Here is a 22,340-nt window from a genome sequence, read left to right on the forward strand (position 1 = left end):
TTGTCTTCACTAGTGTGGACCACGGGGGCTCGGGCGGTCGCATCGATGTGGTCGTATGTGAGCTTGGCCCCTTCCCCGGACGGTGGATGAAGGAGCGTTGAGTGCCGGAAAACGATGTCCCGAGGTGGCCGTCGGACGACAAGGACACCTCATCCGCCGAGCCCAAGGGCACGAAGGGGGAGGGCGAGGCCACGATGTGGCTGCCCATGACGGGGATGGCGAACGGCAAGACCGAAGAGCTGTCAGTGCCGAAGGTCACACCCGAAAGTGGTTCCTGGTTCGAGCCGGTGGTCGAGGTGGAGGAGGAACCGGACGTTCCGGAGACCCCGACGCCCAAGTGGTCCGCCTTCGAACCGGTGACGCCGGTCGAGCCGGAGCAGCGAGAAGAGCCGAAGACGCTCTTCGTCCAGCCCGTCGAGCCGCAGCACAAGGACGAACCGGACTGGGACCAGTTCGACCGGGGCACCGCCACTCCACAGCGTGACGCCGAGCCCTCGAGACCCGAGCCGAGGCAGGAGCCCCCGAGGCAGGATCCGCCGCGCCGTCCCGAGCAGAACCGGGTCGAGCCGCCCGCTCCCGCGCCGGTCCCGTCCGCGACCATGCACGCGCGTCCGGTCCGCATCGAGCCCGCCGAAGAGCGCTTCGACTCCGAAGCGACCGTCGGGATCCAGCGGCCCGAGCCGCCGTCCCAGGAACCCCCGGCCGCCGAAACCGAGACCGCTCCCGCGCCGAAGCCGAAGCGCAAACGCAAGGCCCTGCTGATCACGACCCTGGTCGTCGTCCTGCTGCTGGCCGGGATGGGCGGCGCCGCCGCGATGCCGAAGGTGTCGAACCGCCTCGGCCTGCCCTGGGCGCCGAACGCGCCGAAGGGCGAGATCCCCAAGCCCGCGGGTATCACCCGGGTCCTGCACGGGCCGGACATCAACGGCGCCGGGCCGACGAAGGAAGGGCTCGCGGCCGCGCTGGCCGGCCCCGCCGGTTCGCCCGACCTGGGCACGCTCACCGGCACCGTCGTGGACGCGGCGTCCGGCGAAGTCCTGTGGGACAAGAACTCCGGCACCCCGCTGACCCCGGCGTCGACCACGAAGATCCTCGTCGTCGCGGCGGCTCTGCTGTCTATGGACCCCGGGACGCAGTTCTCGACGAAGATCGTCCAGGGCGCCGAACCGGGCACGGTCGTCCTCGTCGCGGGCGGCGACCCGTCGCTGACCTCGCTGCCGCTGGGCACGGACTCGCCGCTGTACCCCGGCGCGGCCCACGTCGACGACCTCGTCGCCCAGGTCAAGAAGGCCTCGGGCGGCAAGATCTCCAAGGTCCAGCTGGACATCAGCCTGTTCAAGGGACCGACGTCCGCGAAGGGCTGGGACCCCGAGGACACCGCCGCCGGGAATACCTACATGGCGCCGGTCCTCCCCGTGATGGCCGACGGCGGCCGCACCGACCCGAAGAACGACCACGCGCCCCGTGTCGCCAATCCGGCGGCCGCGCTGACGCAGAAGATCGCGGGCAAGCTCGAAGCCCAAGCCGGCGGCACGACGACGGCGCCGAAGGACGCGAAGGTGCTCGGCGAGGTCAAGTCCCAGCCGCTCGCGGAGTTCGCCAACTCGCTGATGCAGCTTTCGGACAACCTGATGGCCGACGTCCTCGCCCGTCAGCTCGCGCTCGCGAAGGGCGCCGAGGCGTCGTTCACCGGCGGCGCGACCACGACGATGGACGTGCTCAAGCAGGCCGGGTTCGACCTCACCGGCGTCCAGATCAACGACGGCAGCGGACTGTCCGACCAGAACAAGATCCCGGCCAAGGTGCTCAGCGAGATCCTCGCGGTCGCGGCCGCGCCGGACGGCAAGGATCCGCGGACGGCCAAGCTGCGGCCCCTGCTGGCCGGTCTCCCGGTCGCGGGCGGCAGCGGGACGCTGGAGAAGCGCTACGGTGATCCGGCGTCGGCCGCGGGCCGCGGCTGGGTGCGCGGCAAGACCGGGACGCTGTCCGGCGTGAACACCCTGGCGGGCGTGGTGCTGGACACCGACGGCCGGATGCTGGTGTTCGCGCTGATGTCGTCCGGTTCGGACCAGAACAAGGGCAGGGCGGCGCTCGACGTCGTCGCGGCGACCCTGCACAAGTGCGGCTGCCGGTGATTCGGTGAGCGACCGGAATCGGAGCGTGAGGAAGTCGGGACGGAATCCGGTCTTCCAGCGGGTAGCGTCATAAGAGTGACTGAGGAAACGCCGACCAAGACACGTTCGATGGTCGACTGGTCCCTGGCCGCCTCGACGGGTGCCCTCCTGGTGCGCGGTGGTCCGGTGGTCGACCGCGAAGAGGCCGAAGAAGCCGTCGCCGATCTCCGTGACCTGACCGGTGAGGCCGAGGGACACGTCCGCGAGCTGACCGGGCTCGGCCTCGATCTGCCGTTGCTGCCCGCCGAAGTCGTCGACCGGCCCGGCTGGGTCCGTTCGGCCGCGGCGGGGCTCGACGCGCTCACCGGCCGTGCGCTGCCGGAGGCGCAGGGCGGCCCGCTGGCGCCCGTGCTGGCCGGGGGCGCCGGCGTGCAGACCGGCCTGGTGCTCGCCTTCCTGGCTTCCCGCGTGCTCGGCCAGTACGACCCGTTCGGCGGGCCGGACCGCGCCGGGCGGCTGGTGCTCGTCGCGCCGAACGTGGTCGCCGCCCAGCGCGCGATGGACGTGTCGGGACACGACTTCCGGTTGTGGGTCTGCCTGCACGAATGCACCCACCGGTTGCAGTTCACCGCGGTCACCTGGCTGCGCGACTACTTCGCCGACGAGGTCGAGCGCCTGATCGGCGGGCTCGCCGGCCGGGACGCGGACGGGCTGAGCGATCTGGTCGGCCGCCTGCCGGACACCATCAAGCAGATCGGCAAGGGCAAGGCGGGCGGCGCCGGTCTCGCCGAACTCCTGCAGTCGCCGAGCGAACGAGCGGTGTTCGACCGGCTCCTCGCCCTCTCCACGCTGCTGGAGGGGCACGCCGACTTCGTGATGGACGCCGTCGGGCCGCAGGTCGTGCCGAGTGTCGAGCTGATCCGTTCGCGGTTCACCGCACGGCGCAAGGGCGGCGGCCTGATCGACCGCGTGCTGCGCAGCCTCCTCGGCGTGGACGCGAAGCTGCGCCAGTACGAACAGGGCGCGAAGTTCACCAAGCACGTCGTCGACGCCGTCGGTATGGACGGTTTCAACGCGGTGTGGACGTCGCCGAACACGCTGCCGACCAGGGCCGAGATCAGCGATCCGGCGGCCTGGGTGCGGCGCCTGCACGGGTGAGCGGACCGGATCCGGCGATCGCGGCCGTGCGGACGGCCGTGCGGGACTTCCTCGCCTCGGTGAGCGCGGCCGAGGAAGTCTGCGTCGCGGTCTCCGGCGGCGCGGACTCCTTGGCGCTGGCCGAAGCGGCCGCGTTCACCGGCGGCCGCGCGGGGCTGAAGGTGCGGGCACTCGTCGTCGACCACGGCCTCCAGGACGGTTCCGCCGAAACCGCCGCCCGCGCCGCGAACACGGCACGGGAACTGGGCGTCGACACGGCCGAAGTCCTGAAGGTGCGGGTCGAGGGCGCGGGCGGACCGGAAGCGGCGGCCCGCCGGGCCCGCTACGGCGCCTTGCGCTCGGCGCTGCCGGACGGACGCGGTGTCGTCCTGCTCGGCCACACCCTCGACGACCAGGCCGAAACCGTGCTGCTCGGCCTCGGCCGGGGTTCCGGGCCGCGGTCGCTGGCCGGGATGCGCCCGCATGATCCGCCATGGGGACGGCCGCTGCTCGGCGTCACCCGCGCCACCACCCGGCGGGCCTGCCAGGCGCTCGGCGTCGACCCGTGGCAGGACCCGCACAACGAAGACCCGCGGTTCACCCGTGTCCGGTTACGGACCGAAGTACTGCCCCTTCTGGAGGATGTGCTGTCCGGCGGTGTCGCGGCGTCGCTCGCTCGCACGGCGGCGCAACTGCGTGAGGACACCGAGGCGTTGGACACACTCGCGGGCGAGGTCCACCTACGCGCCTTCACCGGCGAAGGGCTCGACGTCGCGGTGCTCGCCACCGAACCGCCCGCGCTGCGGCGACGCGTCCTCCGCAGGTGGCTGCTGGACTCCGGCGTCCGCGAACTCACCGACGCCCACCTGCGTTCGGTCGACGCTCTGGTGGGGAACTGGCGGGGTCAAGGCGGGGTCTGGCTACCCGGCGACTTGGTGGCCGCGCGGGCGCATGGCAGGCTCACGGTGTCGATCGGGTAAACCCCGTATCGTGACCATTCATCGACACGACCCGGCTCCGCGAACAGGCTCAGCCGAAGCACCCCAGTCCACCACCTAGAGGGGATCGTCCCGTGTACGAAGGCGAGATCGCCTCCGTGCTCGTCACCGAGCAGCAGATCAACGACAAGATCGCCGAGTTGGCGGCAAAGGTCGCGGCGGACTACCCGGCCGACGGCCCCGGCGCCGGGCAGGGAGACCTCCTGCTCGTCGGCGTGCTCAAGGGCGCGGTGATGTTCATGACCGACTTCGCCAGGGCGCTCCCCCTTCCCTGCCAGCTCGAGTTCATGGCGGTCTCCTCCTACGGCTCGGCGACGTCGTCGTCCGGCGTGGTGCGGATCCTCAAGGACCTCGATCGCGACATCGCCGGCCGCGACGTGCTCATCGTCGAGGACATCGTCGACTCCGGGCTGACCCTGTCCTGGCTCCTGAAGAACCTCGCGAGCCGCAACCCCGCGTCGCTCGAGGTCGTCTCGCTCCTGCGCAAGCCGGAGGCGGTCAAGGTCGACGTACCGGTCAAGTACATCGGGTTCGACATTCCCAACGAATTCGTAGTCGGATACGGCCTGGACTACGCGGAGCGTTACCGGGACCTGCCCTACATCGGCACCCTGGATCCGCACGTCTACACGTCCTGAGAACCGCTTGCCCGCGTATGCGGAAATACGGAACCCTGAGCGGCGAGAACGCGTCATAGGCTGCGATCGAGTGCGTTAACCTATGCGAAGACCTTTGCCACACAGCCGTCGTGGCCTGGCCCGGGGGAAACGGAGAGAGCTCAGATGGGGAACAGCTTGGCGGACGCGAACGCGTTCAAGAACGCCGCGGCCCAGGGTCAGGTCGGGATCGACCCTGACGCGGCCCAGACCGTCCTGAACAAGATCCGCACCGGCAAGGACGCCATCGAGGCCCTTCTCCAGCGGGCCGGCGACCTCGGGCAGGCGCCGAAGCTGGGCAACAACCCGGTCGGCAACGCGATCGCCGCGAAGGTGGCGAACCGTGCCGACGGCGGAGGCGACTCGTACGCGGCCGCGCTCCAGAACCTTTTCCAGCAGTACGAGGCCGCCGAGTCCGGCATCGTGACCGCGATGGCCCGCTACCACGAGATCGACCAGGCCGCGGCCGAGCCGTTCCGTAACGTCTGAGGGGGAGTCAGAAAGCCATGCCACCGAAGCACAGCGCCGACTCTTACGGCGAGAGCAGCAGCAGCACCACGCCGGTCCAGCTCGGCGACAACTCGCACGCCGAGAGCATCGTCTCCTCCGCGCGCGGCCGTTCCGACGGGTTCGACATCGGCGCCGACCGCGCCATCAGCAACCCGCCGAACTGGGAGAGCGCGCCGAGCAGCCAGGACCTGTGGAACCAGGCCAACCTGGGCAACGACCCCAGCACCGCGACCGCCATCAGCCAGTCCTGGGGCTCGCACGGCAGCAAGCTGAGCCAGGCGTCGAACGACCTCTACAACGCGATCTCCGAACTGGGCGCCGCCTGGATCGGACAGGGCGCCGCGGCCGCGCAGGGTTCGCTGGTCGCCATCGCGAACTCGGGTTCGCAGGCCTCCGAGGCCGCGCACACGATGTCGGACAGGCTGCAGAAGCAGGCCGACGCCGCCACCAAGGTCAAGCTCATGCCGAAGCCGACCGACTACAGCCCCGAGAAGGCCATGGGCCAGGCGCTGGCGGCAGGCCCGATCGGCATGATCACCGACCAGAAGCCCCTCGCCGACCAGGACAAGGAAGTGCGGGCGGAGCAGGCCAGGTTCCTCGAGGCCTACACCAAGGAGATGAGCGAGGTCGATAGCTCGACCCCGAGCTTCGGCCCCGAATCCCTCGGCATGAAGCCGACCGCGACGCACAACAGCGCCGGGTTCAGCGGCGTCGGCAACATCGGCGGCGCGGGCCTCAACTCGGGCGCCGTCTCCGGCACCCCCGTCTTCGCCGGCACGCACGGTTACGGCGGCGCGCAGGGCAGCGTCGGGGCTCCCGTCCACGCCGGTCCGGACTCGGGCGTGTTCTCGCAGGCCGGCTACACCCCGGCCGCGAGCCCGGCCGCCGGTGTCGCACCGGGTGCGGGCGTCGCGTCCGGCGCCGGTGCCCCGATGACCCCGCACGCCCCGGCGAGCGGCGGCAACGGGCTCGGCCAGGCCCTCACCGCGGCCGCGCTCGGCGGCGGCCTCGGCTACGCGGGCGCCAAGGCGCTCGGCCAGGGCAACAAGTCCGGCGCCAAGGACACCGACAGCACGGACGCCGCCGCCACCGAGAAGGGCGGGCCCGCGCAGAGCGCCGCGTCCCAGGCCGTGCCGCAGCAGGGCATCGTGTCCTCCAGCGGCACCATCGGTGGCGCCACCCCGCCGCCGATGCACGGTATGGGCGGCGGCATGGGCATGGGCGCCCACGGCGCGCAGGCCGAGCAGGAAGAGGAGCACACGCACGCGTCGTTCCTCATCGAGCCGGACCCGGACGACGCCTTCGGCGCCAACGAGGCGACCCCGCCGCCGGTCATCGGCGCCTGGACCGAAGACGACGAACGCTAGAGCGGTTTTCACCGGGCGCGCGGCCGATCCGGCCGCGCGCCCGCTGACTTGTGCGAGAGCCTGTCGGCGGAGCTGAAGATGGATGTCGAAAGGCGACCACGCGTGAACCCGCCCCGGCCGAAGGCCCCGCTATCGCGGTGGCAGGACACCCTGTCCGCGGTCGTGAGGTAGCTGATCAAGCAGTGTCCTGCCGACGCCGATCGCGGACGCGGGTTCACCAACAGACACTAGGGGCGGATGATGGCGAACGGTGACCTGCTCACCCCGGTCGAGCTGGACTTCCTGTGGGAGAGCGCGAACGCCGGAGAGCTGCCGTACCCGCTGCGGCTCCGCTCGCACGGGGCGACCATGGACGAGCGCGGCGCCCTGCGGACGCAGACGCTCCAGTCGCTGAACCAGCGTCGCCTCGCCGACGAACGCGGACGCCCCGAGCCGCATATCGAGGACTACTTCGGTGTCCTCGCCAGGCCGGACCTGAGCCTGGACTGCGTCCAGCTCAACAATCCCAACACCGAACCGCTGCTCGCGGTCGCGTCGCTGCTCGGCGGCCAAGGCCTGCTGACGGTGCAGGACCCGCGCGGTTTCCACTTCCACCCGATCGCCCCGGACGGCCTCGCGAGCGCGATCGTCTCCCTGCTGCCGCCGGGTTCGCGCGGTACGGAGAAGTCGATCACCCTCCCGCTGGACGGGCTCGTCGGCGCTTCGGGCGCGGACTTCCTCCAGCGTCGCCAGCCGCAGGTCGACGGCTCGGCGACGTCCGACGAGGACCGCAAGGCCCTGTCGCGGCTCCAGGCCCAGCCGCGGCTTCGCGGCGGCCAGTTCGGCGCGAACGCGCGCAGCAAGCACGGCACGCGGAGCCGGTCTTCGGTGCTGAGCTGGTTCGACACGCAGTCCGGCCGGTACTTCACCCAGGCCTCCCGCGGTTCCGACGGACGGGACTGGATCACCGTCGCGCCCGCGGACCCGGCGACGCTGCGGCAGCGGCTCACGGAGCTGCTGGGGAAGATCGCGGCCGAGGCCTCGCCCGCGCACTGACCCTTCGGCCACGACACGGACGTTTCCCGCATCCGGCCGCCGACCGTCGTACCCCTTCGCTATCGTGAACCTCTGGGCGTCCCGAGGCCCATGAAGCCGAGGTGCCGGGAGGGCACGGAGCACAATGCACCAGGAACACTTCACACCGATGGCGTTCGACTTCCTCTGGGAGTCCGCCGAGCTCGGCGACCTGCCATACCCGCTGCGCGTCCGGTCGCACGGCGCGACCGAACTCGAACGCCGGGCGCTGCGCCAGCGCGTCGACAACGAACTCCAGGCCCGCGGAATCCGCGACGGCCGGGGAAGGCTGGAGCGACGGATCGAGGACTGGCTGTACCTCCTCGCCCGCGGCTCGCTGACCATCGACGCCTTGCACATCCCCGAATTCCAGGCCCCGACCATCGCCGTGCTCGGCGCCACCGACGGCCGCGACGCGGTGATCGCGATCCAGGACCAGTCCGGGATCTGGCTGCGTGAGGCACCCGCCGACGGGCTCCCGACGGCGGTCGTCGACCTGCTGCCCCCCGGGCAGCGCGGCTCGGAGGCGTCCGTCACGCTGCCGATCGACGACGCCCGCCGCACCGAGCCGATCCGCGCCGCCATCAACGCGACGAAGCAGGCCGAGGAGCCCGAAGCGGCGAAGACGCGCCGCAAGGACAAGCCGCGTGTCTCGCTGAGTGAACGCATCACCGCGGACCCGCGCGAGGCGTTCGGCAAGCTCACCGGCCAGCCGAGGCTGCGCGGCGGTCAGCTCGCAGCGAACAGCCGGTCCCACGTGGGCGCCAAGCAGCGGTCCCGGGTCCTCGGCTGGTTCGACACCGCCAGCGGACGCTATCTCAGCACGTCACAGGCCGGCCCGGACGGACGCGAGTGGGTCACCGTCTCACCCGCCGACGTCAAGACACTCCGGATGCGGCTGGGCGAAATGGCCGCCGGTGTGGCGGTGGACACACGCTAGGCCCCCGCTCCGGGAACCCTCGCGCGGCGTCCGCCGTTTACGTCCGAGAGGCTCACCACCCTCATCCGTCCAGGCGGGCGGTATCCTGAGGGGCGGGTGTCGGAGCACCATGGGTCGTCAAGATCGTGATGGCGGGTATCACAGGAGCCGCCCAACCAGGAAGGGTCGAGGCCACCAGGGCCGAGTCGTATGAACCGGAAGAGCGTGCTCAAGAACCCAGTGCTCTGGATTCTCGCGGCGGTACTGGCGTTTCTCGCATACAACACGATCTTCGACAGTGATCGTGGCTACACCCAGGTGCCGATCTCGATCGCGAACCAGCAGATCACCGCGAACAACGTCAAGGAAGCCTCGCAAGAGGACAAGGAGCAGCAGATCAAGCTGCTGCTGAACAAGAAGATCGAGGTCGACGGCCAGCAGGTCGACCAGATCATCGCGCAGTACCCGGCGAACGTCGCGGGCACCATCTACGGCCAGCTCATCGGCCTCAAGAGCGGTGACAACCCGGTCAAGTTCACCACCAAGGTCACCCAGCAGAACGTCCTCACCCAGATCCTGATCTTCGCCATCCCGCTGGCGCTGGTGCTGGGCCTGCTGATGTGGATGATGAACAACGCGCAGGGCGGCGGGAACCGCGTCCTCAACTTCGGCAAGTCGAAGGCCAAGCAGCTCAACAAGGACATGCCCAAGACGACCTTCGGGGACGTCGCGGGCGCCGACGAGGCCGTCGAAGAGCTGTACGAGATCAAGGACTTCCTGCAGAACCCGGCGCGCTACCAGGCGCTCGGCGCGAAGATCCCCAAGGGCGTCCTGCTCTACGGGCCGCCCGGTACCGGTAAGACGCTGCTCGCGCGAGCCGTCGCCGGCGAGGCGGGCGTGCCGTTCTACACGATCTCCGGTTCCGACTTCGTCGAGATGTTCGTCGGTGTCGGCGCCTCGCGAGTCCGCGACCTGTTCGAGCAGGCCAAGCAGAACGCGCCCTGCATCATCTTCGTCGACGAGATCGACGCGGTCGGCCGCCAGCGCGGCGCCGGCCTCGGCGGCGGCCACGACGAACGCGAGCAGACGCTGAACCAGCTCCTCGTCGAGATGGACGGCTTCGACGCGCGCGGCGGCATCATCCTGATCGCCGCGACCAACCGCCCCGACATCCTCGACCCGGCGCTCCTGCGCCCCGGCCGCTTCGACCGCCAGATCCCGGTGTCCGCGCCGGACATGCGCGGCCGCAAGGCGATCCTCGAGGTGCACGCCAAGGGCAAGCCGATCGCGCAGGGCACCGACCTGAGCAGCCTCGCCAAGCGGACCGTCGGCATGTCCGGCGCGGACCTGGCGAACGTGCTCAACGAGGCCGCGCTGCTCACCGCCCGCCAGAACGGGCACGTGATCACCGACGCCGCACTGGAGGAGTCGGTCGACCGCGTCGTCGGCGGCCCCGCCCGCAAGAGCCGGATCATCTCCGAGAAGGAGAAGAAGATCACGGCCTACCACGAGGGCGGGCACGCGCTCGCCGCGTGGGCGATGCCGGACATCGAACCGGTCTACAAGCTGACGATCCTGCCGCGCGGGCGCACCGGCGGGCACGCCCTGCTCGTCCCGGAGGACGACAAGGAGTTGATGACCCGTTCGGAGATGATCGGGCGCCTGGTCTTCGCGATGGGCGGCCGGACGGCGGAGGAGCTCGTCTTCCACGAGCCCACCACCGGTGCCTCCTCCGACATCGAGCAGGCGACGAAGATCGCCCGCGCGATGGTCACCGAATACGGCATGAGCGCCCGGCTCGGCGCGGTCAAGTACGGCCAGGAGCAGGGCGACCCGTTCCTCGGCCGCTCGGCCGGCCGCCAGGCCGACTACTCGCTCGAGGTCGCGCACGAGATCGACGAGGAGGTGCGCAAGCTCATCGAGACCGCGCACACCGAGGCGTGGCACGTGCTGAGCACCTACCGCGACGTGCTGGACGAGCTGGTCATCGAGCTCCTCGAAAAGGAGACGCTGACCCGCAAGGACCTCGAGCGGATCTTCGCGACCGTCGAGAAGCGCCCGCACATCACCATCTTCAACGAGTTCGGCGACCGCAAGCCGTCCGACAAGCCGCCGATCAAGACCCCCGGCGAGCTGGCGATGGAGCGCGGTGAGCCGTGGCCCCCGCCGGAGGAGAAGAAGGAGCAGCCGGTGCTGCAGCCGGCGCCGACCCCGGTCGGCACCGCGCAGGGCGGCGGCGACCTTCCCGGTGGCCCGCCGTACGGTCAGCCCGCTCCGCCGCCGGACCCGAACGCGAACCCGTACGCTCCGCCGCCGCCGGGCGCCTACCCCAACGGTGGTCGCCCCAACGGTGGGCCGAACGGCACCGGTCACTGGCCCCAGGCATATGGTGGGCAGCAGCCGGGCGGTCCGGCAGGCGGTTACCAGGGTGGACCCGTTGGCGGTCCGCCGAACTACGGGGCTCCTCCCGGATGGACCCCGGCCACGCAGCCGGGCGGCCAGCCGAACCAGCCCTGGCGTCCCGCCGAAGACCGCCCGCGCGACGGCTGGTTCGCTGACCAGCCCGGCGGTCAGCAGGACGAAGGACAGCAACGGCGTGACGACGGACAGGACGACACCAAGCGGTAACGGCGCAAGCCCGGTCTTCGACCAGGACCGGGCCGAGAAGGCCGTACGCGAACTCCTGCTCGCCTGTGGTGAGGACCCGGACCGGGATGGTCTCCTTGAGACCCCGGCCCGGGTCGCTCGCGCTTACCGGGAAATGTTCGCCGGGCTCTACACCGAACCCGACCACGTCCTGGACCGCACGTTCGACGAGGCACACGAAGAACTCGTGCTGGTGACGGACATCCCGATGTTCTCGACCTGCGTGCCCAGCAAGCAGACGGTGAATGCAGTCGGTGGTACCAAGACGGCGGCCGAGGTCGAAGTCGGTGACAAGTTGTGGACTCTGTCGGGTGGCAAGGTCGAGGAGACCACGGTCATTGAGATCAGCTCGCACCAGACTCGTGAGCTTGTCGAGGTCACGACTGCGGGTGGAAGTTTCAAGGTCACTCCTGACCATCCTTTGGCGACGCCCAAGGGCTGGATGGAGGCCAAGGATGTCGAGGGTTCCTTCATCGAGTGGACCCACGCGCGCAAACTCTGCCGGGATCGCTGGAAGCCGAAGTTCGGCTACGACTTCGGCTATGTCATCGGCGCGACCTGCTCGGACGGGACGGTCGCCGAGCGCTACGTGTCGCTCGTCGTGAACGACCGCGACTTCGCGAAGAAGTACGCCGAGTCGCTTTATCGGGCCTTCGGGATCGAGGCAAAACTCGAGCCGGTTTCGCGGCCGTCGGGTTACCTCGGACGTGAAGCGCCGGGCTTTCGAGTGCGTGTCGTTTCCTCGTTCCTCGCGGATCTCATGCGGCAGTACGTCGGCGGCGATGCCCATCATCAGCGGCAGCGGTTTCCGGTGGTCGTGCTCAACGACTTGAGCACGTTCAACGGCTTCCTCGACGGGTACGTGGACGGCGACGGGTTCCGGCACAAGAAGATCGCCGGCCGAACCATCGTCAGTGCGAACATCCCGTTCCTGGAAGATCTGGCCACGGTCATCGGGGCGCGTTTCACGCCCCGGACCGGAGGAATCGCCTCGCATCTCTACGTGGCTGACAGCTGGTTTCGGCGACACGGCTTCCCGCAGGACGACTACACGACCGATCTCATCGAGTCGGAGTACGTCGAGGTCGAGTCCGTCCGGCCGGTGAAGGCCACGGGGACCAAGCCCTACACGGTGTACAGTTTCAAATGCGAGCCCCACCCGACCTTCCTGATCGCCGGGCACCTGACGCATAACTGTGAACATCATTTGGTGCCCTTCCACGGCGTCGCCCACGTCGGCTACATCCCGAACGGCCATGGCAAGGTCACGGGCCTGTCCAAACTGGCCCGACTCGTCGACCTCTACGCCAAGCGCCCCCAGGTCCAGGAGCGCCTCACCTCCCAGGTCGCCGACGCGCTCATGCGCAAACTCGCGCCCCGCGGCGCGATCGTCGTGGTCGAGGCCGAGCACCTCTGCATGGCCATGCGCGGCATCCGCAAGCCCGGAGCCCGGACGACGACGTCGGCCGTGCGCGGTCTGTTGCAGACTTCGGCGTCCTCGCGGGCGGAGGCGCTGGATCTGATCAAGGGCCGTCGATGACCGCCCTGCCCCGGCCCGGCCGGTGCGCGGTGATGGGCATCCTGAACGTCACGCCCGATTCCTTTTCGGACGGTGGCCGCTATCTGGGCGTCGAGCAGGCGCTGGAGCACGCGCACGAGATGTGGGCGCGCGGCGCGGATCTGATCGACGTCGGCGGGGAGTCGACGCGGCCGGGGGCGTCCCGAGTGGACGCCGAAACCGAGATTTCCCGGATCATGCCGGTGATCCGCTCGCTCGCGGCCGACGGTGTCGCGATGTCCGTGGACACCACGCGGGCCGAGGTCGCCCTCGCCGCGGTCGAGGCGGGCGCGTCGGTCATCAACGACGTCTCCGGTGGGCTGGCCGATCCGAACATGGCGAAGGTCGCCGCCGAGACCGGCGTCCCGTACGTCCTGATGCATTGGCGCGGGCACAGCAAGGACATGAACGCGCTGGCGTCCTATGAGGACGTCGTCGCGGACGTGCGCGCCGAACTGCTGTCCCGAGTGGACGAAGCGCTCGCCGCGGGCGTCGACCAGAGTGCGATCGTGCTCGACCCCGGGCTCGGGTTCGCGAAGAACGCCGAACACGACTGGGCCTTGCTGAACGGCCTGGATTCCTTTCTGTCACTGGGTTTTCCGGTTCTCGTCGGCGCTTCGCGCAAACGGTTCCTCGGGCGGCTTTTGTCCGGAAAGGACGGAAAGCCCGCCCCGCCGGACGGTCGCGAAAACGCGACCGCGGCCGTGTCCGCGCTCGCCGCGGCGGCCGGTGCCTGGGGAGTGCGGGTGCACGAAGTCGGCGCGAGTATCGACGCCGTGACCGTCGCGGCGGCTTGGCGGAAGGGGAGTCCCGTTGTCTGACCGGATCACGTTGACCGGATTGAGGGTCTTCGGCAGGCACGGGGTCTTCGACCACGAGAAGCGGGACGGGCAGGAGTTCGTCGTCGACATCGTGGTGTGGCTGGACCTCGGCCCGGCCGCCGCGTCCGACGACCTGACCAAGACGCTGCACTACGGCGAACTGGCGGAACTCGCCGCCGGGATCGTGGCGGGCGAGCCGTACGACCTCATCGAGAGTGTCGCCGGGAAGATCGCCGAAGAGGTGCTGCGCGACGAGCGGCTGACCGCCGTCGAGGTGACGGTGCACAAGCCGTCCGCGCCGATCCCGCTGAACTTCGACGACGTCGCCGTCACGGTGCGGCGGGAGCGATGAGCCGCGCACTGCTTTCGCTCGGTTCCAACCTCGGGGACCGGCTCGCGTTCCTCCGGTCCGCCGTCGACGCGGTCCGGCCCGCGGTCGTCGCGGTGTCGTCGGTCTACGAGACGAAGGCGTGGGGCGTCGAGGACCAGCCGGACTTCCTCAACGCCGTCGTCCTGGTCGACGACCCGGCGCGGGATCACTGGGACTGGCTGCGCACCGGGCAGGCCGCCGAGCGGGCGGCGGAGCGCGTGCGCGAACTCCGGTGGGGTCCGCGCACGCTGGATGTCGACATAGTGACCGTGGACGGGGTGCGCTCCGACGACCCCCAGTTGCTGCTTCCTCATCCCGGCACGCCGGAGCGCGCGAGCGTGCTGATCCCCTGGCTGGAGATCGAGCCCGACGCGGTGCTCCCCGGCCACGGTCCGGTCGCCGACCTCCTCGCCGCCCGCCCGGCCTCGGACCGCGACTCCGTCCGGCTCACGCATTTCGTCCTCTGAATGCGATAGTTGGCGATACGAACCACCGCATTCAGAGGACGAAACGCGCCCCTCGCGCTCGGTCCCGGCCCCGGAGATGGGGGACTGTGTGGATTTCTGGTCATCTGACGTCCCAAAACCCACACGGTCACGGCCAAGCCCCCCGTGGTTCGTAATGCGAACCACCGCGTTTAGCCGCCTAACCGCGAGGGGTGGCGGCCCCGGAGAGGTTGCGAAAGCCACTTTCGCAACCTTCAACGTTGCGAAAGTGGCTTTCGCAACGCCCACCCGGCGCCCTCGACTCACGCAATTAGTCGGCTAAATGCGGGAGTGGTAGCAAAGGTCCCTTGCTACCCCAGCGCGGAGCGCAGGGCGGCGATGATCCACTCGGCCTGCGCCATCTGCGAGGGGAACGACGGCCAGCCGTTGATCTTCCCCAGCAGCATCCAGTACCGCTCGGCGCGCGGGTCGGAGCTGATCGCCATCCCGTCGGTCAGCCGCTTCCGCCAGGCCGGGTCGTCCGGGTCGCGGCCGTTCCGCGAAGACTGCGTGAAGATCGTCTCCGCCAGCTCGCGGCCCTCGGCCGAGTCCGGCGCGAGGCCGGCTTCGAGCGCTTCGGTCGCCTTCGCGCTCCACGCCATCCACAGCTCCTGCTGCTTCGCGCCGAAGTCCGCTCCGTCCTGCTTCCGGAGCTGCGAGTGCCACTCGCTCATCCGGCGGATGGACGCGCGGAACTCCTCGTCCTGCACGAGTTCGGCGAACTCGATCCAGGCCTCCAGCTGCTCGGGCGTCGGGTCGTCGGGCAGCTCCGGTTTCGCCGAGCGCATCCGCTCATAGAACTCCGGGTCCAGTTCGAGCCCTTCGACCATGTCCGCCCAGAACTCGTCGAGCAAACGTTTGCGGTCCTCGTCCGACATCGACGCGAGTTTGTTCATCAGTTCGACCTCCTCCAGTGGTGAGTCCCGTTTGGCCACCGCCCGCAGGACCGCCCGGCGCAGTTCCAGCCGCCGGATCTGCTCGTCCAGGGCGGCGACGTGCTGGACCGCGAGGTCCCCGATGGTCGCTTCCCTGGTCAGTGCCCGTTCCACGTCGGCGAGGCCGAGCCCGAGTTCCCGCAGCGTCCGGACCAGTTCGAGGCGCGCCATCGCGGTCGCGTCGTAGAGCCGGTAGCCGGAGCCGGTGCGGTCGGTCGGGGGCAGGAGCCCCTCGTCGGAGTAGAAGCGGATGGTCTTCACCGGCAGGCCGGTCCGTTTGGCCAGCTCCCCGATGGTGAAAACCGCTGCGGTGCCCATATGCTTCATCGTCGACTCTCCAGTTGGTGGAGAGTCAAGCCTGCCAGGTAGCGTTGGACCATGCACTTCACCCGGCCACGTGAGCTGGCGGTGGCCGGCCTCCTGGGTCTGGTCCTGGCCTATCTGCTCTTCCAGGTCGCCTACGGATCCATCCCCGCGCTTCCGCTCTTCGCCGGAATCACGCTGCTCGTCCTCGCGCTCTGCGAGTTCGTGCTCGCCTTCATCATCCGGTCGCGGATCAAGGAGGGCCGCGTGCTCTCGGCGATCTCCGTCGCCCGATCGGTTGCCCTCGCCAAGGCCTCTTCGCTCGCCGGATCCGCCATGACGGGCGTCTGGCTCGCGGCTTTCGCGTATCTTTTTCCGCGACGTGACGAACTCCTCGCGGCGAGCGGCGACCTCCGCTCGGCGACGGTCGGGATCGTCAGCTCGGCGGCGCTGGTAGCTGCGGCTTTATGGCTCGAACACTGCTGCCGGACCCCCGAGGGCGGTGATCGGGACAGCGATCCCGAGCCGACCGGTTAACGCTCGGGAGCCACCGCTCGAAGTACCGACTAGGTCTCGTTCGGATTACTAGAAGGTACGGTGTTGGGCATGACCGGGGTGGGTGACGACTCGCGCGGCCGCCTTGCGGGTAGGCCGTGGCTTGTCGTCGGCTTGGTTCTCGCCGTCGGCGCGACTCTCGCATTGGTGCTTTCCGACGACCTCCGCTACTTGCGTCTGGGGATCGTCGCGGCGCTGTGGGCCGCCTTGATCGGCGCGTTCCTGGCGGTCCGCTACCGCAAGCACGTGTCGCAGAGCGAGGACGCCGTCGCCGAGGCGCAGGCCGTCTACGAACTGGAGCTGGAACGCGAGATCGCCGCCCGCCGCGAGTTCGAACTCGAAATCGAGGCGGAGACCCGGCAGGCCGCGGAGAGCCGCTCCCAGGAAGAACTCGAAGCGCTCAGAGCCGAGGTGAGCGCTCTGCGTGAAAGCCTCCAGTCGCTCTTCGGCGGCGAGGTGCTCCTCGAACGCGTCGCGCTCACCGCGCAGGCCACCCGGATGCGGTCCCTCGACAACAAGCAGCTGATGAGCGCGGGATCCGAGAACGGCAACGGCAAACCCCAGCTCATGGCGGCCAAGAGCACCACGATCGACGTCGACGACCGTGAGCGCGACCGCCCGACCGAGATGATCGACCGCGTCCTCGAACCCGCCTCCGCGCGGGCCGGGACGCCGCCCGCCGCTCGCCGCAAACCGGCGAACGGCCAGGTCAACGGGAACAACGGCTACGGCCAGAACAATCAGGTCCAGCGGCCGAAGCCGGTCGACGAGTCGACTCGCCGCAGTATGCGCAAGGCGGACGCCCGCGCCTCGAAGGCGGCCGAAGCGCTCGCCGCCGAAGCCGCCCGCCGCGAGCGGATGGAGATGTCGAACCCCGGGATGTCGCCCGCCGAGGTCTCCCGGCCGATGCCCAGGGTCGACGCCCAGCGCAAGACCCCGCCGCCGGTGACCCCGGCCGAGGTGTCCCGCCCGTCCATGCCGGGTGTGTCGCGCTCGGAGGTCTCGCAGCCCTCGATGCCCACCGTCGCCCGGCAGCCCCAGCGCAACGAACCGCCTCGCCGCCCGCAGCAGTCTTCGCTGCAGCAGCGGCTCGACGCCGGCACCGTGCAGCGTCCTCCCGCGCCGCGGCCCGAAGAGCAGACCCGCAAGCAGACGCCGCCGGTGAAGCCCCCCGCGCAGGCGAAGCCGGTCAAGAAGGTCGAGCCGGACCGTCCCCGCCCGAACCGCGAGCTCGGTCTGACCCGCCCCGGCATGAAGCCGGTCGAGCGGTCCCGGCCCGCCGGTGGCACGCCGCCGCCCGTGAACAAGCCCGCCGCGCCGGAGCAGATGGAGGCCACCGGCGAGTGGAAGCCGTCGTGGACACAGGAGCGCCCGGTTTCCGACCTGAGCGCGGCGTTCCCCCGGAAGGACGACTTCCAGGACCGGCTGCGTCCCACGTCGCCGCCGAAACCCCAGCAGCCCCAGCCCTCGGTCTCCCTGCCCCGGCCGGAGCCGCGTCCCGAGCCCAGGCCGGAGCCGCGCCGTGAGCCGGAGCCGCCGAAGCCGCCGTCGATCCCTCCCGTGTCCGAGCCGTCTCGCCGGGTCGAGCCCGTGCGAAAGCCGGAGCCCGAACCGGTGCGCCGTCCGGCGGCCGAGGCGCCGTCGCGGCACGGATCGCCGCCCGTCGAGGAGCCGCCCGCGGTCAACCCGACGCTGCCCGAAGAGATCCGCATGGCGCAGAACGGCGGCGGACGTCGTCGTCGCGCGGCGGAAGACTCCTCGGTTTCGCTCACCCCGGCCCCGAACGTCCCCGAACCCACCGGTGGCGGCCGTCGCCGTCGTCCGGACGGGGAGCCCCCGGCCTGGCAGAGCACCGAGTCCACCGGCGGCCGTCACGGCGGCAGGCGGGCGAAGCCGGACGACGAGGAGTCGTCCCGCAACGGGTCTTCGCACAGCCGTCCGGAGGACTCCGCTGCGGGTTCCCACGCGTCCGGCCGGTCGGTGATGGATCTGCTCGCCGCCAACGGCGCGAACGAATCCACTCCGCGGCGCAGGCGGCGTGCCGAAGACTGACCGTATCCGGATAGGTGAACCCGCGACCGCAATCGACGTCGGCAGGGCGCTCGTTGACGAGTCCCGTCGCCTTCTCGGGCCGGGCGCCCTGCCACCGCGATGGCGGGGCCTTCGGCCGGGCGGGTTCACACGTGTGGCCGGTACTGCGTCGGACTTCAGCTCCACGTCCCGCCCGTGTCCCGTACCGACGGTAGGGTGACCCGCTGTGAGCGAGCCTTCCTCCCCGGCGCCCGGTCCCGACCGGATCCGCCGGTCTCGGTCGATCACCGTGCTGCTGCCGGTGCTCGGGCTGATCGCCGTCGCGCTGTGCGGACTGTTCGTCTTCGGCACGGTGACCGAAAAGGTCGGCCCGCTCGCGGTGGGGATCGGCGTGCTCGCGGCGCTGGTCCCGGTCGCCGTGGTGGTCACCGCGTTCCTGTGGGTCGACCGCTGGGAACCGGAACCGCCGAAGCTCCTGCTGCTGGCCTTCGTCTGGGGCGCGTGTGTCGCGACGATCATCGCGCTGCTGCTCAACAGCGGTGCCGAGGCCGTCGGTGAACTGCTGCTCGGCACCGGCGTCGGCAGCAAGATCAGCGGCCTGGTCTCCGCGCCGCTGGTCGAGGAGGCCGCGAAGGCCGCTTTCATCCTGCTGCTGTGGTGGCGCCGCCCGATCGAGTTCGACGGCGTCGTGGACGGCATCGTCTACGCCGGGTTCACCGCGGCGGGCTTCGCCTTCACCGAGAACATCTACTACTTCGGCCGCGCCTTCGCCGAGCACGGCTTCGGCGACGGCACGAGCGCCGGTGTGCTCGCGGCGTTCTTCCTCCGCGGCGTGCTCTCGCCGTTCACCCATCCGCTGTTCGCCGTGATGACCGGGATCGGGCTCGGTGTCGCCGCGAGCAGCAAGGTCCGCTCGCTGCGGATCCTGGCGCCGATCGGCGGCTACATCGTCGCCGTGCTGCTGCACGCGCTGTGGAACGGCGCCGCGCTGCTCGGCGGCGCGAAGACCTTCCTGAACGTCTACTTCCTGATCATGGTGCCGCTGTTCATCGGGGTCTTCTCGGTGGTGGTCATGCAACGACGCCGCGAGCAGCGGATCGTCGCGGCCGCGCTGCCGATGATGGTCGACGCACGCTGGATCGCCCCGTCCGAGGTCGCGCTGCTGGCCAGCCTCTCCGGACGGCGGTCGTGGCGGAAACAGGCGCGGAAGCAGTCGGGACGGGAGGCGGCGAAGGCCGTCGGTCGCTACCAGGCCAGCGTGACCGAGCTCGCGTTCCTGCGGCGCGGACGGAAGCTCACCGACGACGCGAAACAGCGGCAACGTGAGCTGCTCCAGGTGCTCAAGACGTCGCGCGCCGAGGCCGTGCGGCTGGCCGACGGCGCTCCGCGCGGGTGACCACGGTCAGGTGAAGCTGGTCACGGGGGCCGGTTCAGACGCGGGCCGGAGGGTTACCCTCGCGCCGTCGTCTGGTACCCGCGACCACCGAGCGGGACTGGAACGAGTTGAGGAGTTTTCGACCATGAGCGTCCACTGGCGCACGCCATGATGAGGCCCGCTCGCCTGGCCGTCGGCGTCGTTTCCGCGGGGCGCGTCGGCAGTGTCGTCGGCGCCGCGCTCACCAGGGCCGGGCACACCGTCGTCGGCGCTTCGGGCCTTTCCAACGCCTCGGTCCGCCGGGCGGAGCGACTGCTCCCCGACGTGCCCCTCCTGCCGCCCGACGAGGTCGCCCGCCGCGCCGACCTGGTCCTGCTGGCCCTTCCGGACGACGCGCTGGCCGGGATGGTGCGCGGTTTCGTCGCCACCGGATCCCTCCGGCCGGGGCAGATCGTCGTGCACACCTCCGGCGCGCACGGTATCGACGTCCTCGCGCCCGCCGCCGAGGCCGGGGCGCTGCCGCTGGCCCTGCACCCCGTGATGACCTTCACCGGCCGCGCCGAAGACCTCGACCGGCTGGCCACCTGCAGCGTCGGCGTCACGGCGACAGAGGGTGACGAAGCGGCGTGGAACGTCGGCGAGGCGCTGACCGTGGAGATGGGCGCGGAGCCCGTGCGGGTCCCTGACGAGGCGCGAGCGCTCTATCACGCGGCGTTGGCACACGGCGCGAACCACCTGATGACACTGGTCGCCGACTGCGCGGAACTGTTGCGGGAGGCGGGAATCGCCCAGCCCGAACGCCTGGTGGCTCCGTTGTTGTCGGCGGCGTTGGATAATGTTCTGCGACACGGGGACCGGGCGCTGACCGGGCCGGTGGCCCGTGGTGATCTCGGCACCGTGCGTAAGCATCTCGCGGTGCTGGCCGAACGTGGCCCCGACATCGCCCCGAGCTACCGCGCGCTGGCCAAGCGCACGCTGGCGCGCGGCGACGCCGCCGGGCTCCTGGACGCTTCGGCCGCCGCCGAGCTCACCGAACTCCTCAGTGATCCCGCCGATCCCGCAGATCCCGCCGAAGGGCAGCAAAACCAGTGACCACACCGAAATTCGCCCGAGGCACGCTGCACACCTTCCAGCCGCCCGAGCAGGTCAGCCAGGTGACGCGTGCCCTGCACGGCGTCGGCCGCAAGGTCGCGCTCGTGCCCACGATGGGCGCCCTGCACGCGGGGCACCGCGAGCTGATCCGCCGCGCGAAGCGCCTGCCGAACACGGTCGTCGCGACGTCGATCTTCGTGAACCCCCTGCAGTTCGGGGAGGGCGAGGACTTCGAGGCGTACCCGCGTCCACTGGACAAGGACCTCGAGGTGCTCAAGGAGGACGGCGTCGAGCTGGGCTTCCTGCCCAAGGCGTCGGACCTGTATCCCGACGGGGCCACCGTCACGGTGCACCCCGGCGCGCTCGGCGACGAGCTGGAAGGCGCGGTGCGGCCGGGGCATTTCGCCGGCGTGCTGACCGTGGTGGCGAAACTGTTCAACATCGTGCGGCCGGACTACGCCTTCTTCGGGGAGAAGGACTACCAGCAGCTCGTGTTGATCAAGAAGATGGTGCGTGACCTGAACTTCGACACCCGCGTCATCGGGGTGCCGACGGTCCGGGAACGCGACGGGCTGGCGTTGTCCTCGCGCAACGTCTACCTGACTCCGGAACAGCGCGAGGACGCGATCGTGTTGTCGGCGGCACTCACCGCGGGTGCCTTCGTCGGGCGCGACGGCGCGGAAGCCGTGCTGGCGACCGCCAGGCAGACCCTCGCCGCGCGGCCCGCGGTCGAGGTCGATTATCTGGAACTGAGGGGAACCGACCTCGGGCCCGCGCCCGTGGACGGTGAGGCGCGGTTGCTGATCGCGGCCAGGGTGGGGAGTACCCGGCTGATCGACAACGTCCCGGTGGTGCTCGGCGCCGCCGCGGACCATCCGGAACACGCGCTGGACGCAGGGGAATAGGGAGAGTCCACGATGTACCGCACGATGCTGAAATCGAAGATCCACCGGGCGACGGTCACCCAGGCCGACCTCCACTACGTCGGCTCGGTGACCGTCGACGAGGACCTGATGGACGCGGCGGATCTGCTGCCGGGCGAACAGGTGTCCATTGTGGACGTCACCAACGGCGCGCGGCTCGAAACGTACGTGATCGCGGGCGAACGCGGCAGCGGGGTGCTCGGCATCAACGGCGCCGCGGCGCATCTGGTGCACCCCGGCGATCTGGTGATCCTGATTTCGTACGCGCAGATGGAGAACGCCGAGGCGGCCTCGTTCCGGCCGCGGGTCGTCTTCGTCGACGCGGACAACCGGATCGTCGAGAAGGGCGCCAACCCCGGGCACGCGCCGGAGGGCTCCGGTCTGCTGAGCGGCACCGTGACGCTGGCCGACGACGACACGATGACCTTCCCGGTCGCCGAAACCGCCGACGCCCGCCGTCTCGACGCGCTTCTGCACGCCGAAAGCTGAGCC

The 22,340-nt window shown here is 70.2% G+C and carries 19 protein-coding genes and 2 pseudogenes; 20 read left to right on the top strand and 1 reads right to left on the bottom strand.

What is annotated here, in order from left to right; translation table 11 throughout:
* Positions 1-101 precede the first annotated feature (101 nt).
* The 14 genes and pseudogenes from dacB to folK all read left to right on the top strand — a co-directional run bounded on the left by dacB (position 102) and on the right by folK (position 14,616).
* A complete protein-coding gene (gene dacB / locus DMH01_RS37660) occupies positions 102-2,135 on the top strand; it encodes a D-alanyl-D-alanine carboxypeptidase/D-alanyl-D-alanine-endopeptidase (protein ID WP_125683476.1) in 2,034 nt (677 codons plus the stop codon).
* A gap of 108 nt (positions 2,136-2,243) precedes the next feature.
* Complete coding sequence (locus DMH01_RS37665; RefSeq protein WP_125684111.1) at positions 2,244-3,272, top strand: zinc-dependent metalloprotease; 1,029 nt, start codon at positions 2,244-2,246, stop codon at positions 3,270-3,272.
* Positions 3,269-4,231 carry a tRNA lysidine(34) synthetase TilS gene (gene tilS / locus DMH01_RS37670; protein ID WP_125683478.1) on the top strand — a complete coding sequence of 321 codons (963 nt, stop codon included), beginning with the start codon at positions 3,269-3,271 and terminating at the stop codon, positions 4,229-4,231. Before DMH01_RS37665 ends, tilS begins: the two co-directional genes overlap by 4 nt.
* A gap of 92 nt (positions 4,232-4,323) precedes the next feature.
* Entirely contained in the window at positions 4,324-4,887 is a 564-nt protein-coding gene (gene hpt / locus DMH01_RS37675) for a hypoxanthine phosphoribosyltransferase (RefSeq protein WP_034310045.1), read from the top strand.
* A gap of 144 nt (positions 4,888-5,031) precedes the next feature.
* Complete coding sequence (locus tag DMH01_RS37680; RefSeq protein WP_125683481.1) at positions 5,032-5,394, top strand: hypothetical protein; 363 nt, start codon at positions 5,032-5,034, stop codon at positions 5,392-5,394.
* A gap of 17 nt (positions 5,395-5,411) precedes the next feature.
* Positions 5,412-6,782: a WXG100 family type VII secretion target gene (locus DMH01_RS37685; protein ID WP_125683483.1), complete on the top strand. Its 1,371-nt coding sequence runs from the start codon at positions 5,412-5,414 to the stop codon at positions 6,780-6,782.
* A gap of 240 nt (positions 6,783-7,022) precedes the next feature.
* Entirely contained in the window at positions 7,023-7,817 is a 795-nt protein-coding gene (locus DMH01_RS37690) for an ESX secretion-associated protein EspG (RefSeq protein WP_125683485.1), read from the top strand.
* Between the two features lie 124 nt (positions 7,818-7,941).
* On the top strand, positions 7,942-8,775 hold the full coding sequence (locus DMH01_RS37695) for an ESX secretion-associated protein EspG (protein WP_125683487.1): 834 nt from the start codon (positions 7,942-7,944) through the stop codon (positions 8,773-8,775).
* A 189-nt stretch (positions 8,776-8,964) separates the two neighbouring features.
* Positions 8,965-11,382, top strand: coding sequence for an ATP-dependent zinc metalloprotease FtsH (ftsH, locus tag DMH01_RS37700; protein WP_125683489.1), 2,418 nt, complete (start codon positions 8,965-8,967; stop codon positions 11,380-11,382).
* Positions 11,351-11,623 (top strand): annotated as a pseudogene (locus DMH01_RS37705) (GTP cyclohydrolase I); the annotation flags it as partial. The gene ftsH and the pseudogene DMH01_RS37705, both read left to right, overlap by 32 nt.
* A 972-nt stretch (positions 11,624-12,595) precedes the next feature.
* Positions 12,596-12,940 (top strand): annotated as a pseudogene (gene folE / locus DMH01_RS37715) (GTP cyclohydrolase I); the annotation flags it as partial.
* Positions 12,937-13,779, top strand: coding sequence for a dihydropteroate synthase (gene folP, locus DMH01_RS37720; RefSeq protein WP_199745777.1), 843 nt, complete (start codon positions 12,937-12,939; stop codon positions 13,777-13,779). The pseudogene folE and the gene folP, both read left to right, overlap by 4 nt.
* A complete protein-coding gene (gene folB, locus DMH01_RS37725) occupies positions 13,772-14,131 on the top strand; it encodes a dihydroneopterin aldolase (RefSeq protein WP_125683490.1) in 360 nt (119 codons plus the stop codon). The genes folP and folB overlap by 8 nt, the downstream gene beginning before the upstream one ends.
* Positions 14,128-14,616, top strand: a complete 489-nt coding sequence (gene folK, locus DMH01_RS37730) for a 2-amino-4-hydroxy-6-hydroxymethyldihydropteridine diphosphokinase (RefSeq protein WP_125683492.1) — start codon at positions 14,128-14,130, stop codon at positions 14,614-14,616. The genes folB and folK overlap by 4 nt, the downstream gene beginning before the upstream one ends.
* 329 nt (positions 14,617-14,945) lie before the next feature.
* Here folK and DMH01_RS37735 read toward each other — a convergent pair whose 3' ends face one another.
* Entirely contained in the window at positions 14,946-15,887 is a 942-nt protein-coding gene (locus tag DMH01_RS37735) for a MerR family transcriptional regulator (protein WP_125683494.1), read from the bottom strand.
* A 60-nt stretch (positions 15,888-15,947) separates the two neighbouring features.
* On the opposite strand from DMH01_RS37735, the gene DMH01_RS37740 reads away from it, so the two are divergent.
* From DMH01_RS37740 to panD, 6 genes are all read left to right on the top strand, one after another.
* The gene (locus DMH01_RS37740; protein ID WP_125683496.1) at positions 15,948-16,409 is read left to right on the top strand and encodes a DUF3180 domain-containing protein; all 462 of its coding nucleotides are present in this window, start codon (positions 15,948-15,950) and stop codon (positions 16,407-16,409) included.
* 69 nt (positions 16,410-16,478) lie between these two features.
* Positions 16,479-18,479, top strand: a complete 2,001-nt coding sequence (locus DMH01_RS37745) for a DUF6779 domain-containing protein (protein WP_125683498.1) — start codon at positions 16,479-16,481, stop codon at positions 18,477-18,479.
* A gap of 205 nt (positions 18,480-18,684) precedes the next feature.
* Positions 18,685-19,854 carry a PrsW family intramembrane metalloprotease gene (locus DMH01_RS37750; RefSeq protein WP_125683500.1) on the top strand — a complete coding sequence of 390 codons (1,170 nt, stop codon included), beginning with the start codon at positions 18,685-18,687 and terminating at the stop codon, positions 19,852-19,854.
* A gap of 147 nt (positions 19,855-20,001) precedes the next feature.
* Complete coding sequence (locus DMH01_RS37755; protein ID WP_125683502.1) at positions 20,002-20,925, top strand: Rossmann-like and DUF2520 domain-containing protein; 924 nt, start codon at positions 20,002-20,004, stop codon at positions 20,923-20,925.
* Positions 20,922-21,830, top strand: a complete 909-nt coding sequence (panC, locus tag DMH01_RS37760; RefSeq protein WP_125683504.1) for a pantoate--beta-alanine ligase — start codon at positions 20,922-20,924, stop codon at positions 21,828-21,830. Before DMH01_RS37755 ends, panC begins: the two co-directional genes overlap by 4 nt.
* Before the next feature lie 12 nt (positions 21,831-21,842).
* On the top strand, positions 21,843-22,337 hold the full coding sequence (gene panD / locus DMH01_RS37765; RefSeq protein WP_125683507.1) for an aspartate 1-decarboxylase: 495 nt from the start codon (positions 21,843-21,845) through the stop codon (positions 22,335-22,337).
* The last annotated feature ends 3 nt before the right edge of the window (positions 22,338-22,340 follow it).

It is taken from the genome of Amycolatopsis sp. WAC 04182, assembly GCF_003947465.1.
GTDB lineage: Bacteria > Actinomycetota > Actinomycetes > Mycobacteriales > Pseudonocardiaceae > Amycolatopsis.

Bases quoted from the DNA above. Each gene is read 5' to 3' on its own strand.
- DMH01_RS37665 (WP_125684111.1), top strand. From the start codon at position 2,244: ATGGTCGACTGGTCCCTGGCCGCCTCGACGGGTGCCCTCCTGGTGCGC.
- DMH01_RS37680 (WP_125683481.1), top strand. From the start codon at position 5,032: ATGGGGAACAGCTTGGCGGACGCGAACGCGTTCAAGAACGCCGCGGCC.
- DMH01_RS37685 (WP_125683483.1), top strand. From the start codon at position 5,412: ATGCCACCGAAGCACAGCGCCGACTCTTACGGCGAGAGCAGCAGCAGC.
- DMH01_RS37690 (WP_125683485.1), top strand. From the start codon at position 7,023: ATGGCGAACGGTGACCTGCTCACCCCGGTCGAGCTGGACTTCCTGTGG.
- DMH01_RS37695 (WP_125683487.1), top strand. From the start codon at position 7,942: ATGCACCAGGAACACTTCACACCGATGGCGTTCGACTTCCTCTGGGAG.
- ftsH (WP_125683489.1), top strand. From the start codon at position 8,965: ATGAACCGGAAGAGCGTGCTCAAGAACCCAGTGCTCTGGATTCTCGCG.
- folP (WP_199745777.1), top strand. From the start codon at position 12,937: ATGACCGCCCTGCCCCGGCCCGGCCGGTGCGCGGTGATGGGCATCCTG.
- folK (WP_125683492.1), top strand. From the start codon at position 14,128: ATGAGCCGCGCACTGCTTTCGCTCGGTTCCAACCTCGGGGACCGGCTC.
- DMH01_RS37735 (WP_125683494.1), bottom strand. From the start codon at position 15,887: ATGGGCACCGCAGCGGTTTTCACCATCGGGGAGCTGGCCAAACGGACC.
- DMH01_RS37740 (WP_125683496.1), top strand. From the start codon at position 15,948: ATGCACTTCACCCGGCCACGTGAGCTGGCGGTGGCCGGCCTCCTGGGT.
- DMH01_RS37745 (WP_125683498.1), top strand. From the start codon at position 16,479: ATGACCGGGGTGGGTGACGACTCGCGCGGCCGCCTTGCGGGTAGGCCG.
- DMH01_RS37755 (WP_125683502.1), top strand. From the start codon at position 20,002: ATGATGAGGCCCGCTCGCCTGGCCGTCGGCGTCGTTTCCGCGGGGCGC.
- panD (WP_125683507.1), top strand. From the start codon at position 21,843: ATGTACCGCACGATGCTGAAATCGAAGATCCACCGGGCGACGGTCACC.